Source organism: Aeromonas sp. R7-2 (genome assembly GCF_040908105.1).
Lineage (GTDB): Bacteria > Pseudomonadota > Gammaproteobacteria > Enterobacterales > Aeromonadaceae > Aeromonas > Aeromonas caviae.
On the sequence record NZ_JBFODC010000023.1, the window covers coordinates 1 to 14,075 of the forward strand.

Below are 14,075 nucleotides of genomic sequence, written 5' to 3' on the forward strand. Positions count from 1 at the left end.
TCCCAGGTCGTTTAGCTCAGCTGGGAGAGCACCTCCCTTACAAGGAGGGGGTCACTGGTTCGAGCCCAGTAACGACCACCATGCTTTAAAAAATGATTTCGATGGGTCGTTAGCTCAGTCGGTAGAGCAGTTGACTTTTAATCAATTGGTCGCTGGTTCGAATCCAGCACGACCCACCATCATTTCAGTCATATCCCAGGTCGTTTAGCTCAGCTGGGAGAGCACCTCCCTTACAAGGAGGGGGTCACTGGTTCGAGCCCAGTAACGACCACCATATTGAAAAGCCCGCAGCGATGCGGGCTTTTTCGTTTCCGTCTCCCATCAGGTTCGCAGTCGATCCAGCTCGCTTGCCAGGGTGGTGGCCGCCTGTTCCAGTGCCTCGCTCAGGCGCTGGCTGGCATTGGCCTCTTGTCCCAGGGTGGTGGCGGCGTCACCGATGCGCATCAGGTTCTGGTTGATGGTGTCGCTCACGGCACTCTGCTGCTCGGCGGCGGTCGCCACCTGGCTGATGTGATCATGGATCTGCTGGATCTGGGTGACCACCTGATTGAGTGCCTCGAAGGCCTGCTCCGTGCCTTCAACCGTGCTCACCGAGCGGGCGATCCCCGTGCTCATCAACTGCTGGCTGCTGGTGACCTCGGTTTGCAGGCTGCCGATGAGCTGCCCTATCTCGTCGGTGGATGAGCGGGTCTTGTTGGCCAGCGCCCTCACCTCGTCCGCCACGACGGCAAAACCCCTGCCCATGTCGCCGGCCCGCGCCGCCTCGATGGCTGCGTTGAGGGCCAGCAGATTGGTCTGTTCGGCAATGGCCCGGATCACATCGAGGATGTGGCTGATATTGGTGCTGCGCTGGGCGACCTGGGCGACCGCCTTGTCGGCCTGATGCATGTCCTCGACCAGGGTATGGATCTCGTTGCGGGCCCTGCTCAAGGTCTGCTGGGCCGTGCTGACATGGTGGGTCGCCGCTTCCGACTCCTGCGCCGCCTGTTCCGCATAGCCCGCCACGCTGACTGCCGTGGTGCTCATCTCGTGCATGGCGCTGACCACGCTCTCCAGCTCCAGGCTCTGATCATCCAGGCTGCTGCGCATGGCATCGGCCGTCTGCTTCATGCCCCTGGCCTGCTGATGCACCTGTTGCCCAATCTGCTTGCTGCCCTGCACCATGGCCCTCAGCTTGCCGAGGAAGGCATTGAGATGCCTGCCCAGCTCGATGAGCTCCTGGTGGGTGTCGATACGCATCTGCTGGGTCAGGTCGCCCTCATTGCTGGCGAGGTGGGAGACGTGGCGGCTGATGAGGGAGAGGGGCGCCGTGATGGTCTGGATGAACCAGACAAGCAGGCCCAGGGCCACCAGGGTGATGACAACGATGGCAACCAGCTGCTGCTGCTGGGTAGCCTGCAACAGGCTGCCGAGCTGCTGGCTGATGGTGTTGGCCTGGCTGAGGGCGAGGGCCTTGGGCACCTTGATCATCAGCCACCACTGGTTGTCGGCAGCTTCGATCCGTATGGGCTGCTGCAAGATGAAATCGCTGTCGGTATCGGCGGGGTGTCCATTCGGGGCAACCAGTCCGGCCTCTGTCAGGGGGCGCCCCAGTTTGTCCGAATGGCGGTTGCTGCCGACGATGAAGCCCGCCTTGCTGACCAGGGTGACCTCGGCCTGGTTGTCATAGAGGCTCTTGCCAAGGTGCTCGGCCAGTTGCTGGAAGATGGGCAGGTTCATGTCGACCCCGGTGATCCCGGCAAACTTGCCATCCTTGAGGACGGGCACCGTCAGGCTGGTCATCAGCATCTTCTGGCCAGGGCTTATCTCGTAGAGGTAGGGTTCCATCAGACAGGGGCGACGAGTCTCGCGACCGCAGAGATACCACTCGCTGTTGCGAATGCCGAATTCATTGCGCGAGGTGTCGAACTTGGCGTCACTGGTGGCGGCATCTATGGTCTGCTGCGCGATGTTTCCGTTCTGTTCCCGGGTGAAGTAGACCTCGAGACTGCCCTTGCCGGCAACCGAATGGCTGGCGCCCGTCTGCCAGTCGGCGTCCTGTTCGTCGTAACCGTTGGGTTCGAACTGGGCGTAGATGGAGCTGATCCCGTTTGCCTGGCGCAGGCGGCTGCCAAGCAGAAGCTCCACTTGCGGGCGACTCAGCCGCTGGTCCGGCTGGGCCATGCTTCCTTCAAGCTGCGCCGCCATGCCGAGCGGTATCTGATAGGCCTGCTGCAACTGGTCTTCGATCTGCACGGCATACCGCTCTGCCTGGAATTGCAGGGAACGGGAAACCTCCTGCTCCAGGGCGCCACGGGTCTGCGCCATGATGTCATCGCGCAGGCCGTTCAGCGAGGAGGACTGTATCCATGTCATGGCGACGCCACTGGCGAGAAAAAGTCCCAGCGTGAGCAACAACAACTTGGTCTTGAGCGAACGTTGTTTCATTCGACAACTCCTTTTGGCAAGAATGACAACGATATGGTCGGAGCGGGTCCTGACAGTTGTACTGTACTGGATTTGTTGATGGGTTTGTGCACGGCTTCTGGTTATAATTTTGGCCTTCCCGAGCGTTGATGGAACAGTCGCAATGAGCAATGCACTGAGCAGTATTCCGCCGGTAGTCGAGATGGACTACCCCTTCCCGGCCAAACCACAGCCCCTGACTCCCGAGCAGAAGGCGACCCTGATCGCCGAGATCAAGGTGCTGCTGCAGGCGCGCCAGGCCGTGCTGGTTGCCCATTACTACACGGATCCCGAGATCCAGGCCCTGGCAGAAGCCACCGGTGGCTTCGTGGGTGACTCCCTGGAGATGGCCCGCTTCGGTCGCGACCATGCAGCCCAGACCCTGATCGTGGCCGGTGTGCGCTTCATGGGAGAGACCTCCAAGATCCTGAGCCCCCACAAGCGGGTGCTGATGCCGACGCTGGAGGCCGAGTGCTCTCTTGATCTGGGTTGTCCCATCGACCAGTTCTCCGCCTTCTGCGATGCGCACCCCGATCACATCGTGGTGGTCTATGCCAATACCTCGGCAGCGGTGAAAGCACGGGCCGACTGGGTGGTCACCTCCAGTATTGCACTGGAGATCGTCGAACATCTGGACAGTCAGGGTCACAAGATCATCTGGGGCCCAGACCGCCACCTCGGCGCCTATATCGAGAAGAAGACAGGGGCCGAGATGCTGCGCTGGCAGGGTCACTGCATCGTGCACGACGAGTTCAAGGCCAAGGCGCTGCGCGAGCTCAAGGCCCAGAACCCGGATGCCGCCGTGCTGGTGCACCCGGAGTCCCCGGCCTCCGTCATCGAGCTGGCGGATGCGGTGGGTTCCACCAGCCAGCTCATCAAGGCCGCCAAAGAGCTGCCCCAGCAGAAACTGATCGTGGCGACCGATCGCGGCATCTTCTACAAGATGCAGCAGGCCTGCCCGGAGAAAGAGATGGTGGAGGCGCCCACCGGCGGTGATGGTGCCACCTGCCGTAGCTGCGCCCACTGCCCCTGGATGGCGATGAACGGCCTGGTGGCCATCAAGGAGGCCCTGACCGACGGTGCCGAGCGTCACGAGATCCATGTGGATGAGGCACTGCGTCTCAAAGCGCTTGTCCCGCTCGACCGCATGCTGGATTTCGCCGCGGAGCTCAAGCTCAAGACCCAGGGCAACGCCTGACTGACTCTGATGGCAAGATGCAAAGAGGGCTCCTGCGGGAGCCCTCTTTATTTGTCCGTCATCTGTATCGTCAGATGATGACGGTGGAGAAGCTGTGCTCCTCGTCGGGCTGGACGGTGATCCCGTCCTCGGCGGTGATGGCCGCCTCGACACAGAGCATGGTGCGATAACCGTTGTCACTCATGTCGGCCATGGCGCTGGCCCCTTCCTGCCAGGGGGTCCAGACCACCACGCTGTCGTGGTTGCCGTTGACCACCCGGGTGGTGCGCTCACCATCCTGCACGCTGACCATGGCATCGGGCTGGCGGTAGATGCGATCCATGGCTGCGGTGACGGTCAGCGCTCCCTGTTGCAGTTCGTTTCGGCCGGTCAGCTTGTCCAGATAGGGTTCGCCGAGGCCGGTCACGGTCACCGCTTCCGGCGCACTGATCTGCAGGTAGGTGTGCAGGGCGGCATTGTAGGTGAGCGCTGACTTGCCGGTGTTGCGGGTGGTCAGCACCAGGGAAAGCTCCTTGCCGACCAGTACGTCCAGCTCCAGCTCGAAGGCATGGGGCCAGAGTGTCCTGCTGGCATCGTTGTCACGCAGGGAGAGGTGGACGAGTGTGCCATCCCCGTGATCGGAGACCCCATCCAGCGTCCACAGGCAGTTGCGTGCGAAGCCATGAGCCGGCTTGCCGCTGCCAACGCGAGCGGGGGAGGGGCCGAACCAGGGCCAGCAGAGGGGAATGCCGCCGCGAATGGGCTTGCTGCCATCCAGTATCGCCTTGTCGCTGAGCCAGAGAGAGGCCGGCTCACCATGGCGTTGGTAACGCAGCACATGGGCGCCAAACAGGCTTATCTCGGCCCTGGCGTGCTCATTGTCTATGGTCAGCAGGGGCAGGCCATCCTGGCTCAGGGTGCAGTGGGCAGTCAGCGTACGTGTCGGTGTCATAAAGGCTCCAGTGCTCGGGGACATTCAGAAAGGGTCCGTGATTCAGAATACAAAAAGGCGGCCATTGGCCGCCTTTTTTCAAGCTACGCGATTGCGCATCCCAAATTACTTGGAGATGTGAGCGATCAGGTCCAGAACCTTGCTGGAGTAGCCCATTTCGTTGTCGTACCAGGAGACGACTTTCACGAAGGTCTTGTTCAGCTGGATACCAGCCTTGGCATCGAACACGGAAGTCTGACGCTCACCCAGGAAGTCGGTGGAAACCACTTCGTCTTCGGTGTAGCCCAGCACGCCCTTCATGGCGCCTTCGGAGGCAGCCTTCATGGCCTGGCAGATTTCAGCGTAGGACGCTTCTTTCTTCAGGTTGACGGTCAGGTCAACAACGGACACGTCCGGAGTCGGAACGCGGAAGGCCATGCCGGTCAGCTTGCCGTTCAGTTCCGGGATGACCACGCCAACAGCCTTGGCAGCACCGGTAGAGGACGGGATGATGTTCTGAGCCGCACCGCGGCCACCGCGCCAGTCTTTGGCAGACGGACCATCAACGGTCTTCTGGGTAGCAGTGGTAGCGTGAACGGTGGTCATCAGGCCGGATTCGATACCGAAGGTATCGTTCAGAACCTTGGCGATGGGGGCCAGGCAGTTGGTGGTGCAGGAAGCGTTGGAAACGATGTCCTGGCCAGCGTAGGAATCCTGGTTGACGCCCATGACGAACATCGGGGTAGCGTCTTTGGACGGACCGGTCAGTACGACTTTCTTGGCACCGGCAGCGATGTGCTTGCGAGCGGTTTCGTCGGTCAGGAACAGACCGGTTGCTTCGGCAACAACGTCAACACCGATTTCGCCCCATTTCAGGTTGGCCGGGTCACGTTCAGCGGTAACACGTACGGTTTTGCCGTTGACGATCAGGTTGCCGTCTTTGACTTCAACAGTGCCCTTGAAGCGACCGTGAGTGGAGTCGTACTTCAGCATGTAAGCCATGTAGTCAACGTCGATCAGGTCGTTGATACCAACCACTTCGATGTCAGCACGCTCAGCGGCCAGACGGAAAACGAAACGACCGATACGGCCAAAACCGTTAATACCTACTTTGATAGTCATAATTGGTTACCTAACTGTTCAGTAGTCAAAGAAAATTCCGTTTGTAAATTTACTAGAACTCCCTCGCGAGTCAACCAACAATCTGCGCGAAATTGCGCTATATCATGAAAAACTGTGAAATTTATTTTCGGTTTATGTAACTGGCTACCAACTTTTGTTGAATGCATCATCAGCAAAGTCGGTGGCAGAGAACAACAATAGTGCCTGCCCGGTCACACATCCAGCCGGGGAGATATGTAAAAATGTGCGCGGTTTAGCATGGCCAAAGAGCCACTGTTCAAGTACCAACCATAAAAATTAATCACAAAATAGCGTAGACAGAATCCACAGCGGGAATTCTCAAACTATGACCACCCTGATTGAACAGCTGGCTGCCGCCAAAGGCATTGCCAGTGAGTATGTTGATGCCTGGGGCCAGCCGGCCCTGGTATCGGAAGAGAGCAAGGCCGCCATGCTGGGCGCCATGGGCTACCGCGTCGATGACGAGGCCGCCCTGTCCGAACAGCTTGAGCAGGAGCACCGCCAGCATTGGCTGCGCGCGCTGGATCCCGTGATGGTGGTACGCAGCGGCGACGCCGTTACTCTTGAGGTTCGCCTCCCCATCGAATTTGTCAACGATGCCCTCACCTGGCAGCTCCAGCAGGAGCAGGGTGCAGTGCTGTCCGGTCAACTCACCCCCATCGAGGGTGAGCTGGTCGGGGTGGCCGAGTTCGAGGAGATGGAGTGTCAGGCCTATCGCGTCACCCTGGATGTGCAGCCTGCGCTGGGTTATCACCAGCTCATCCTGCTGGAAGAGGGCAATGACGAGCCGCTGGCCACCATGCGTCTCATCGTCGCCCCCAAGTCCTGCTACAAGCAGGCACCCATCGCCAATGGTCGCAAGGTGTGGGGCCCGAGCGTCCAGCTCTACTGCCTGCGCAGCCGCCACAACTGGGGCATCGGCGATTTCAGCGATCTCGGCCAGCTGGTTGAGAATGCCGCCGCCTGGGGAGCCCACTTCGTCGGTCTCAACCCCATTCATGCCCTCTATCCGGCGAACCCGGAGAGTGCCAGCCCTTACAGCCCCTCTTCCCGTCGCTGGCTCAACGTCGCCTATATCGATGTGGAAGCGGTGCCCGAATTCCTGGGCAACGATCGCCTGAAAGCGGAAGTGGCGAGCCCGGCCTTCCAGCAGCACCTCACCTCCCTGCGGGTCAAGGACAATGTGGATTACACCGGCGTCATCCAGACCAAGATCGGGATGCTGCGCCAGGTGTTCGACCAGGCCAGCTTCAGCGCCGAGCGTCAGGCTGCGTTCGATGCCTTTGTGGCTGCAGGCGGTGACAGCCTGCAACAGCAGGCAGCGTTTGACGCCCTGCAGGCCCACTTCTATGCCAAAGGCGAGAATGCCTGGGGCTGGCCGGTCTGGCCCGAGGCGCTGCGCGATTACCACAACCCCGAAGTGGCGGCCTGGATGGCCGAGCACCAGCAGGATGTGGCCTTCTATCTCTATCTGCAGTTCCTGGCTGACGAGCAGCTGGCCCGGGCCGATGCCCGCGCCAAGGCCGCCGGCATGGTGATGGGGATCTACCGGGATCTGGCGGTCGGCGTCTCCGAAGGCTCCACCGAGATCTGGGCAAACCGGGACCTCTACTGCCCGAAAGCCTCGGTCGGTGCACCGCCCGACATTCTCGGCCCCCTCGGCCAGAACTGGGGCCTGCCCCCCATGAACCCGAACCAGCTGTTCGAGGCCGCCTACCAGCCCATGGTGGATCTGTTCCGTGCCAACATGCGCTCCTGCGGCGCCCTGCGCATCGACCACGTGATGGCCTTGCTGCGCCTGTGGTGGGTGCCGCCCGGAGAGTCCGCCGCCAAGGGGGCCTACATCTATTATCCGGTGAACGATCTGCTGGGGATCCTGGCCCTCGAGTCCCACCGCAACCAGTGCCTGCTGATCGGCGAGGATCTGGGGACCGTGCCGGAGGGGATCGACGTGACCCTGAAAGAGAACGGCGTCCACTCCTACAAGGTGTTCTTCTTCGAGCGCTCCAAGGACGATGGTGGCTTCATCTCCCCGGCGCACTACGCCGAGCAGGCGATGTCCGCCCTGACCACCCACGACATGCCGACCCTCAAGGGCTTCTGGCACTGCGACGATCTGGCGCTGGGACGCGAACTGGGCCTGTACCCGGATGAAGACGTACTCAAGACCCTGTATGCTGATCGCCACCAGGCCAAGCAGCGGATCCTTGACAGCCTGCATGCTCATGGGGTCATCTCTGGCAATATCAGTCACGACGTGAACTGGGTCGGCATGAATACCGAGCTCAACCACGGTCTGCAACTGCACATGTCCCGCGGCAGCTGTGCCCTGTTCAGCACCCAGCTCGAAGACTGGCTGGAGATGGACAAGCCGGTCAACGTGCCGGGTACCAGCTACGAGTACCCCAACTGGCGTCGCAAGCTCTCCCGGGATCTGGAGGATATCTTCGCCGACGAGGCGCTCAAGAATCTGGCGGGCAAGATGAGCCGGGCCCGTGACGAGGCCAGCCGTTGAGCCTTGAACGCCAACATGTGACTCACTTTCATCCGCTTCGGCTTCGGCCGAAGCGGATGTTCAGCCATCAAAGGAAATGTCGATGCCCGTTGAACGTTTGGTTGCCGCCCGCTGTGCCGATCCCTTCTCCCATCTAGGCCTGCTGGCCAATCCGGATGGGCCAGGCCTGAAACTCACCGCCTGGTTGCCCGATGCACTCGAGGTCCGGGTCAGGGATCTCAAGTCAGGCAAGATAGTTGCCACCCTGACCGCCGCTGACGAAGCGGGCCTCTTTGAAACTGTTTTCACCCGCCGCAAGAATCCCTTCCCCTACCAGCTCATCGCGACCTACGCCGACGCCAGTGCCGACATCATCGACCCCTATCAGTTCCAGGCTGCCGCCTGGGAAGGGCTGGCGGAACTCACCTGGCAACCGGAAAACCTCTACCACACCCTCGGCGCCCAGTTGCGCACCGTGACGCACCTCGGCCAGCAGGTGGAAGGGGTACGCTTTGCCGTCTACGCGCCGAGCGCCACGGCGGTGAGCCTCATCGGCGATTTCAACTTCTGGGATGGCCGCCGTCACCCCATGCAGCGCAGCCAGTGCGGCCACTGGGTGCTGTTCGTGCCGGGGCTCAAGGCCGGGGATCGCTACAAGTTTGAACTGAAAGACCCGGCGGGCAATCGCCTGCCCCACAAGAGCGACCCGGTGGGCTTCTACTGCGAGCAGTACCCCTCGTTCGCCTCCGTGGTCTATGACCACGGCCAGTACCAGTGGCAGGACGCCGACTGGCGCGAGAGTCAGCTCAATGACAAGCGCGAGCAGCCCCTTTCCATCTACGAGCTGCACGTGGGTTCCTGGAAGCGTCACTCCAACGGCGACAGCCTGAGCTGGCGCGAGCTGGCGGTGGAACTGGTGGATTACATCAAGGAGATGGAGTACACCCACATCGAGCTGCTGCCAGTCTCCGAGCATCCCTTCAGCGGCTCCTGGGGCTACCAGCCGGTGGGCATGTTCTCCCCCACCAGCCGCTACGGCACGGCCGACGATTTCAAATACTTCGTGGATCAGTGCCACCAGGCGGGGATCGGCGTGATTCTGGATTGGGTGCCCGCCCACTTCCCGTCCGATGCCCACGGCCTGGCCCGCTTCGACGGCACGCCGCTCTACGAGTACGAAGATCCGCGCCGTGGCTGGCACCCGGACTGGAACTCCTACATCTATGACTTCGGTCGCGACACCGTGCGCCAGTTCCTGGTGGCCAGCGCCCTGTTCTGGCTCGACAAGTTCCACATCGACGGCCTGCGGGTGGATGCGGTCGCCTCCATGCTCTATCTGGATTACTCCCGCAACGCCGGTGAGTGGGTGCCCAACGTCGATGGCGGCAACCACAACTACGAGGCGATCAGCCTCTTGAAGTGGACCAACGAGGAGGTGTACGGCAAGTACCCCCACGCCATGACCATCGCCGAGGAGTCCACCGCCTTTGCCGGGGTCTCCCGTCCCACCTTCCTTGGCGGCCTGGGGTTTGGCTTCAAGTGGAATATGGGCTGGATGCACGACACCCTCAGCTACATGCAAAAAGAGCCCATTCACCGTCGCTACCACCACAACGACATGACCTTCTCCATGGTGTACCACTATGACGAGAACTTCATTCTGTCCCTCTCCCATGACGAGGTGGTCCACGGCAAGCACTCCCTGCTCTACAAGATGCCGGGGGACGAGTGGCAGCAGGCCGCCAACCTGCGCGCCTACATGGGCTTCATGTATGCCCACCCCGGCAAGAAGCTCAACTTCATGGGCACCGAGATCGCCCAGAGCAACGAGTGGAATCATGATGCCCAGCTGCCCTGGCACCTGTTGCAGTACCCCAGGCACGGCGGCCAGCAGCGGCTGATCCGGGATCTCAACCACCTCTATCGTCATGAACCTGCCTTGTATCAGGCGGATTATGAACAGGCCGGTTTCCGCTGGCTGGATCATCAGGACGCGGACAACAGCATCTTCGCCTGGCTGCGGGCCGACAAGCTGGGGGCCCATCCGCTGGTGGTGGCCTGCAACTTCACCCCGGTGCCGCGCATCGGTTACCGTCTCGGGGTGCCGGCTGCCGGTCGCTATCGGGTGGTGCTCAACACCGACAGCGAGCATTACTGGGGCAGCAACTATGATGTGGGTCTGGTCTTCGTCGCCGAGGCGACCCCCTGGCAGGGGATGGCACACAGCCTGGTGCTGGACTTGCCGCCGCTCGCGACCTTGTTCATCAAACAGGAGTCCTGATGTTTGAAATGGAAAACGGGGTAGATCACCCGCTTGGCGCTCGTCTGGACGAGACGGGCTGCCACTTCTGTGTCTGGGCTCCCCAATCGGACAAGGTGGAGCTCTGCCTGTTCGACGAAGAGGAGCAGGAGCTGGCGCGTCTCCCCTTGCCCGGTCGGCGCGGCCAGTACTGGTTCGGCCACGTGCGCGGCGTCAAGGCCGGTCAGCGCTATGGCTACCGGGTGCATGGCTCTCCCCAGGAGGGGTTGCTGTTCGACCCGGACAAGCTGCTTATAGACCCCTATGCCCGGGCACTGAGCCGTCCTACCTACTGGGACGATGCCCTCTACGAGGGGGACAGCGCGGCCATGGTGGGCAAGTCGGTGGTGGTGGACGATGCCTTCGACTGGCAGGGGGTCGGCAAGCCCGGCATCCCGCCGGAGCGGGTCGTGCTCTACGAGACCCACGTCAAGGGGTTCACCCGCCAGCACCCCGGCATCCCCAAGGCGTTGCAGGGCACCTATCTGGGCATCAGCCACCCGCTGATGATCGAGCATCTGCAGGGGCTGGGGGTGACCTCGGTCCAGCTGATGCCGGTGGCGGCCTTCATGTCCGAGCCCCGGCTCGAGCAGCTGGGGCTCACCAACTACTGGGGCTACAACCCCATCGCCTTCTTCGCGCCCGAACCGCGCTACGGGGCGAAGGATGCGGTGACCGAGTTCAAGACCATGGTGCGCGAGCTGCACCGGGCCGGGCTCGAGGTGATCCTGGACGTGGTCTACAACCACACCGCGGAGTCGGGCTTCGACGGCCCCATGCTCTCCCTCAAGGGGTTTGACAACGCGGGCTACTACGCCTTCGAGTCGGGGGCCCACGGTCTGGATTACCATCGCCACGCCAACGTCACCGGCTGCGGCAACAGCGTCAATCTGGATCACCCCAACACCCTGCGACTGGTGCTCGATGCCCTGCGCTACTGGGTCACCGAGATGCAGGTGGACGGTTTCCGCTTCGATCTGGCGGTCACCCTGGCGCGGGAAGCGGGGGAGTTCGATCCCATGAGCGCCTTCTTCAAGGCCATGATGGCGGATCCCGTGCTGGCGCGGGTCAGGCTCATCGCCGAACCCTGGGACATCGGCCCCTTCGGCTATCGTCTCGGCCAGTTTCCGAGCCAGTGGCTGGAGATCAACGATCGTTACCGCGACACGGTGCGCGCCTTCTGGCGCGGGGATGCGGGCAAGATGGGGGATTTTGCCACCCGTCTGGTGGGCTCGCGGGATCTCTTCCCGAAGAACTGGCGCTCCCCCCACACCAGCGTCAACTACCTCTGCTATCACGACGGCTTCACCCTCGAGGATCTGGTCTCCTACAACCAGCGCCACAACCAGGCCAACGGCGAGGACAACCGGGACGGCCACGGCAACAACCTCTCCAGCAACCACGGGGTGGAGGGGCCGACCCTGGACCCGCGCATCAACAACCTGCGCCAGCAGCAGAAGCGCAACCTCATCGCCACCCTGCTGCTGTCACAGGGGACGCCCCACTTCCTCGCCGGGGACGAGATGGGCCGCAGCCAGCTCGGCAACAACAACGCCTACTGTCAGGACAACCAGATAAGCTGGGTGAACTGGCAACTGCGCCCGGAGGACGAGCGGCTGCTCGCTTTCACCCGCCAGATGATGGCGCTGCGGGCGGAGTCCGGGGTCTTCTCCAACCTGCAACTGAGCGACGACGGCTGGAACGGCAAGGCGACCAGCTGTCACCAGGTGAACTGGTATCACCCGGACGGCCATCAGCTCACCGATCAGGACTGGCACGCCCCCATGGGGCAGGCGTTTGCCATGGACATCGGCATGATCGGCTGCACCGGGGAGCGCTGGTACGTGCTGTTCAACGCCAGCGACTATGACATCCAGTTCCGCCTGCCGCCGCCGGGGGAGGGCATGGAGTGGATCCAGACCATCGACACCGCCACCAACGACGGCCTGCCCTTCCTGCCGGACGACATCAAGCGGCAGGTGGCGGTGGGGCGTGCCCACTCCCTCAAGCTGCTGGAGCGGGTCGCCCTGCCGGCGGCGGTGCTGGCGAGCGAAGGGGTGGTGGCAGCGGATGTTGTCGCCGTGTTGCCAACGGGATCACAGTTCCCGCTGGCGGGGTAGAGCCAGGCGCCCTGACTGGGTATGCTGGGCACCGTTATCAGTGGTGAGGAGCCGGAATGAGCAGTAACAACCCTGAACAGTGGCGCGACAAGCTGAGTGCAGAGCAGTTCCACGTCTGCTGGGAGAAAGGGACCGAGCGTCCCTACAGCGGTGCCCTGCTGCACAACCGCAAGAGCGGCGATTACCACTGCGTCTGCTGCAAGCAGGTGCTGTTCCACTCAGGAGCCAAGTTCGACGCGGGCTGCGGCTGGCCCTCGTTCGACCGGGCCATCGAGGGGACGGTGACCTACACCGAGGACAACAGCCACGGCATGAAGCGGGTGGAGATCACCTGCAGCCAGTGCGGCTCCCACCTCGGCCACGTCTTCCCCGACGGGCCGACCGAGACCGGCCAGCGCTACTGCGTCAACAGCCTGAGCCTGGATTTCGAGCCCGACGCCTGATCCCCGACACGACCAGCGGCGCCTCCCTTCGGAGGCGCCGCTTTTTTATCTCCCCCTGTCAGGTGCCGGGCTATGCCAGCGGCAGGTAGATGTCGGTGACCAGCTCATGGGTGGGCACCTCGTGTACAAAGTTGTGGTAGTGGAAGAAGAGTGGAAAATCCCGCAGCTCTTCGCCGCTGGCGGGCAGCCAGTCGCGGTAGAGCGCCCGGGCACAGTCGGCCAGGAGGTCGTGGGAGCCGTGGTGGCGTACCACGGCGCAGCGCCCGGCCGGGATGAGGGCATTCTTCACGCCCCACTCATTGTCCTCGGCGACGGGGGCCTCGACGCTGCCACAGAGGGTAAAGCGAAACGCCGCACCCTCCGTCGTGGCGGGGTCGTCCGGCGCCAGGCCATAGGTCTGGCTGGTGGCGACCGGGGAGCCGCCCGTGGCCTTGCGCCACTGGATGAAACGCGCCGCGGTGTCGTTGATGCGCTCGGGCAGGCCCTGATGGGTCAGGGCGGCGACGGCGGTCTGCGGGAACTGAATGATGTCGACTCGCATGGGGTCAATCCTCTTTGTGGGGGGCCGTGGCAGGCAGCGATGCCAGCTGGCCCAGTCCGGGTGCTGCCTGAACTGGCTGGGCGTCAGGCCGAACGTCTGCTTGAAGGCGCGACTGAAAGATTCGCCATGCTGGAAGCCGGCATCGAGGGCGATATCAGTCACCTTGTCCAGAGGAGCGAATGCCAACCGGTAAGAGGCCCGCTTCAGCCGCAGCAGTTGGATGTAACGCCCCAGCGGCACGCCGCAGTAAGCGGCAAATTGCCGATGAAAGTGAAAGGGCGAAAAGTGCGCCACGGCGCTGAGCCGCTCCAGCGACAGGTCGTCGTCGAGATGGCGCTCGATGTGCTCGGTCACCGTTTGAAAGCGTCGGCGGTAGGCCTCTGTCTGGTTGTGATCCATGGTCTCTCCTCTGTGCCGCCCACTATCGGCCAACGGGCCCGAGCTGTCCTGACGGATCTTGCTCTCTTTGGTTCCCCTCGGGG

The 14,075-nt window shown here is 62.4% G+C and carries 9 protein-coding genes and 3 tRNA genes; 8 read left to right on the forward strand and 4 right to left on the reverse strand.

What is annotated here, in order from left to right; genetic code table 11:
* Positions 1 to 5 precede the first annotated feature (5 nt).
* From AB5Y47_RS09165 to AB5Y47_RS09175, 3 genes are all read left to right on the forward strand, one after another.
* Positions 6 to 81, forward strand: a tRNA-Val gene (locus tag AB5Y47_RS09165).
* A 22-nt stretch (positions 82 to 103) separates the two neighbouring features.
* Positions 104 to 179 (forward strand) — tRNA-Lys (locus tag AB5Y47_RS09170).
* A gap of 19 nt (positions 180 to 198) precedes the next feature.
* A tRNA-Val gene (locus AB5Y47_RS09175) sits at positions 199 to 274 on the forward strand.
* A gap of 47 nt (positions 275 to 321) precedes the next feature.
* On the opposite strand, the gene AB5Y47_RS09180 is transcribed toward AB5Y47_RS09175, so the two are convergent.
* Complete coding sequence (locus tag AB5Y47_RS09180; RefSeq protein WP_049635940.1) at positions 322 to 2,427, reverse strand: methyl-accepting chemotaxis protein; 2,106 nt, start codon at positions 2,425 to 2,427, stop codon at positions 322 to 324.
* A gap of 142 nt (positions 2,428 to 2,569) precedes the next feature.
* Here AB5Y47_RS09180 and nadA point away from each other — a divergent pair, with 142 nt between their 5' ends.
* Positions 2,570 to 3,643, forward strand: coding sequence for a quinolinate synthase NadA (gene nadA / locus AB5Y47_RS09185; protein ID WP_010672880.1), 1,074 nt, complete (start codon positions 2,570 to 2,572; stop codon positions 3,641 to 3,643).
* Positions 3,644 to 3,713: 70 nt separating this feature from the next.
* On the opposite strand, the gene AB5Y47_RS09190 is transcribed toward nadA, so the two are convergent.
* Both AB5Y47_RS09190 and gap read right to left on the reverse strand, forming a co-directional pair.
* Positions 3,714 to 4,574 carry a D-hexose-6-phosphate mutarotase gene (locus tag AB5Y47_RS09190; protein ID WP_049635939.1) on the reverse strand — a complete coding sequence of 287 codons (861 nt, stop codon included), beginning with the start codon at positions 4,572 to 4,574 and terminating at the stop codon, positions 3,714 to 3,716.
* 105 nt (positions 4,575 to 4,679) lie between these two features.
* On the reverse strand, positions 4,680 to 5,675 hold the full coding sequence (gap, locus tag AB5Y47_RS09195; protein WP_010672882.1) for a type I glyceraldehyde-3-phosphate dehydrogenase: 996 nt from the start codon (positions 5,673 to 5,675) through the stop codon (positions 4,680 to 4,682).
* A gap of 346 nt (positions 5,676 to 6,021) precedes the next feature.
* On the opposite strand from gap, the gene malQ reads away from it, so the two are divergent.
* The 4 genes from malQ to msrB all read left to right on the forward strand — a co-directional run bounded on the left by malQ (position 6,022) and on the right by msrB (position 13,052).
* On the forward strand, positions 6,022 to 8,211 hold the full coding sequence (gene malQ / locus AB5Y47_RS09200; protein WP_010672883.1) for a 4-alpha-glucanotransferase: 2,190 nt from the start codon (positions 6,022 to 6,024) through the stop codon (positions 8,209 to 8,211).
* Positions 8,212 to 8,293: 82 nt separating this feature from the next.
* Positions 8,294 to 10,471, forward strand: a complete 2,178-nt coding sequence (gene glgB, locus AB5Y47_RS09205; protein ID WP_069652455.1) for a 1,4-alpha-glucan branching protein GlgB — start codon at positions 8,294 to 8,296, stop codon at positions 10,469 to 10,471.
* Positions 10,471 to 12,609: a glycogen debranching protein GlgX gene (glgX, locus tag AB5Y47_RS09210; RefSeq protein ID WP_368220169.1), complete on the forward strand. Its 2,139-nt coding sequence runs from the start codon at positions 10,471 to 10,473 to the stop codon at positions 12,607 to 12,609. Before glgB ends, glgX begins: the two co-directional genes overlap by 1 nt.
* A gap of 56 nt (positions 12,610 to 12,665) precedes the next feature.
* The gene (gene msrB / locus AB5Y47_RS09215) at positions 12,666 to 13,052 is read left to right on the forward strand and encodes a peptide-methionine (R)-S-oxide reductase MsrB (protein ID WP_010672886.1); all 387 of its coding nucleotides are present in this window, start codon (positions 12,666 to 12,668) and stop codon (positions 13,050 to 13,052) included.
* A gap of 70 nt (positions 13,053 to 13,122) precedes the next feature.
* On the opposite strand, the gene AB5Y47_RS09220 is transcribed toward msrB, so the two are convergent.
* On the reverse strand, positions 13,123 to 13,992 hold the full coding sequence (locus tag AB5Y47_RS09220; RefSeq protein ID WP_368220170.1) for a GyrI-like domain-containing protein: 870 nt from the start codon (positions 13,990 to 13,992) through the stop codon (positions 13,123 to 13,125).
* Positions 13,993 to 14,075: the final 83 nt, after the last annotated feature.

Excerpts from the sequence above, each read along its gene's own strand:
- AB5Y47_RS09180 (WP_049635940.1), bottom strand. The coding sequence starts at position 2,427 with ATGAAACAACGTTCGCTCAAGACCAAGTTGTTGTTGCTCACGCTGGGA.
- nadA (WP_010672880.1), top strand. The coding sequence starts at position 2,570 with ATGAGCAATGCACTGAGCAGTATTCCGCCGGTAGTCGAGATGGACTAC.
- AB5Y47_RS09190 (WP_049635939.1), bottom strand. The coding sequence starts at position 4,574 with ATGACACCGACACGTACGCTGACTGCCCACTGCACCCTGAGCCAGGAT.
- gap (WP_010672882.1), bottom strand. The coding sequence starts at position 5,675 with ATGACTATCAAAGTAGGTATTAACGGTTTTGGCCGTATCGGTCGTTTC.
- malQ (WP_010672883.1), top strand. The coding sequence starts at position 6,022 with ATGACCACCCTGATTGAACAGCTGGCTGCCGCCAAAGGCATTGCCAGT.
- glgB (WP_069652455.1), top strand. The coding sequence starts at position 8,294 with ATGCCCGTTGAACGTTTGGTTGCCGCCCGCTGTGCCGATCCCTTCTCC.
- glgX (WP_368220169.1), top strand. The coding sequence starts at position 10,471 with ATGTTTGAAATGGAAAACGGGGTAGATCACCCGCTTGGCGCTCGTCTG.
- msrB (WP_010672886.1), top strand. The coding sequence starts at position 12,666 with ATGAGCAGTAACAACCCTGAACAGTGGCGCGACAAGCTGAGTGCAGAG.
- AB5Y47_RS09220 (WP_368220170.1), bottom strand. The coding sequence starts at position 13,992 with ATGGATCACAACCAGACAGAGGCCTACCGCCGACGCTTTCAAACGGTG.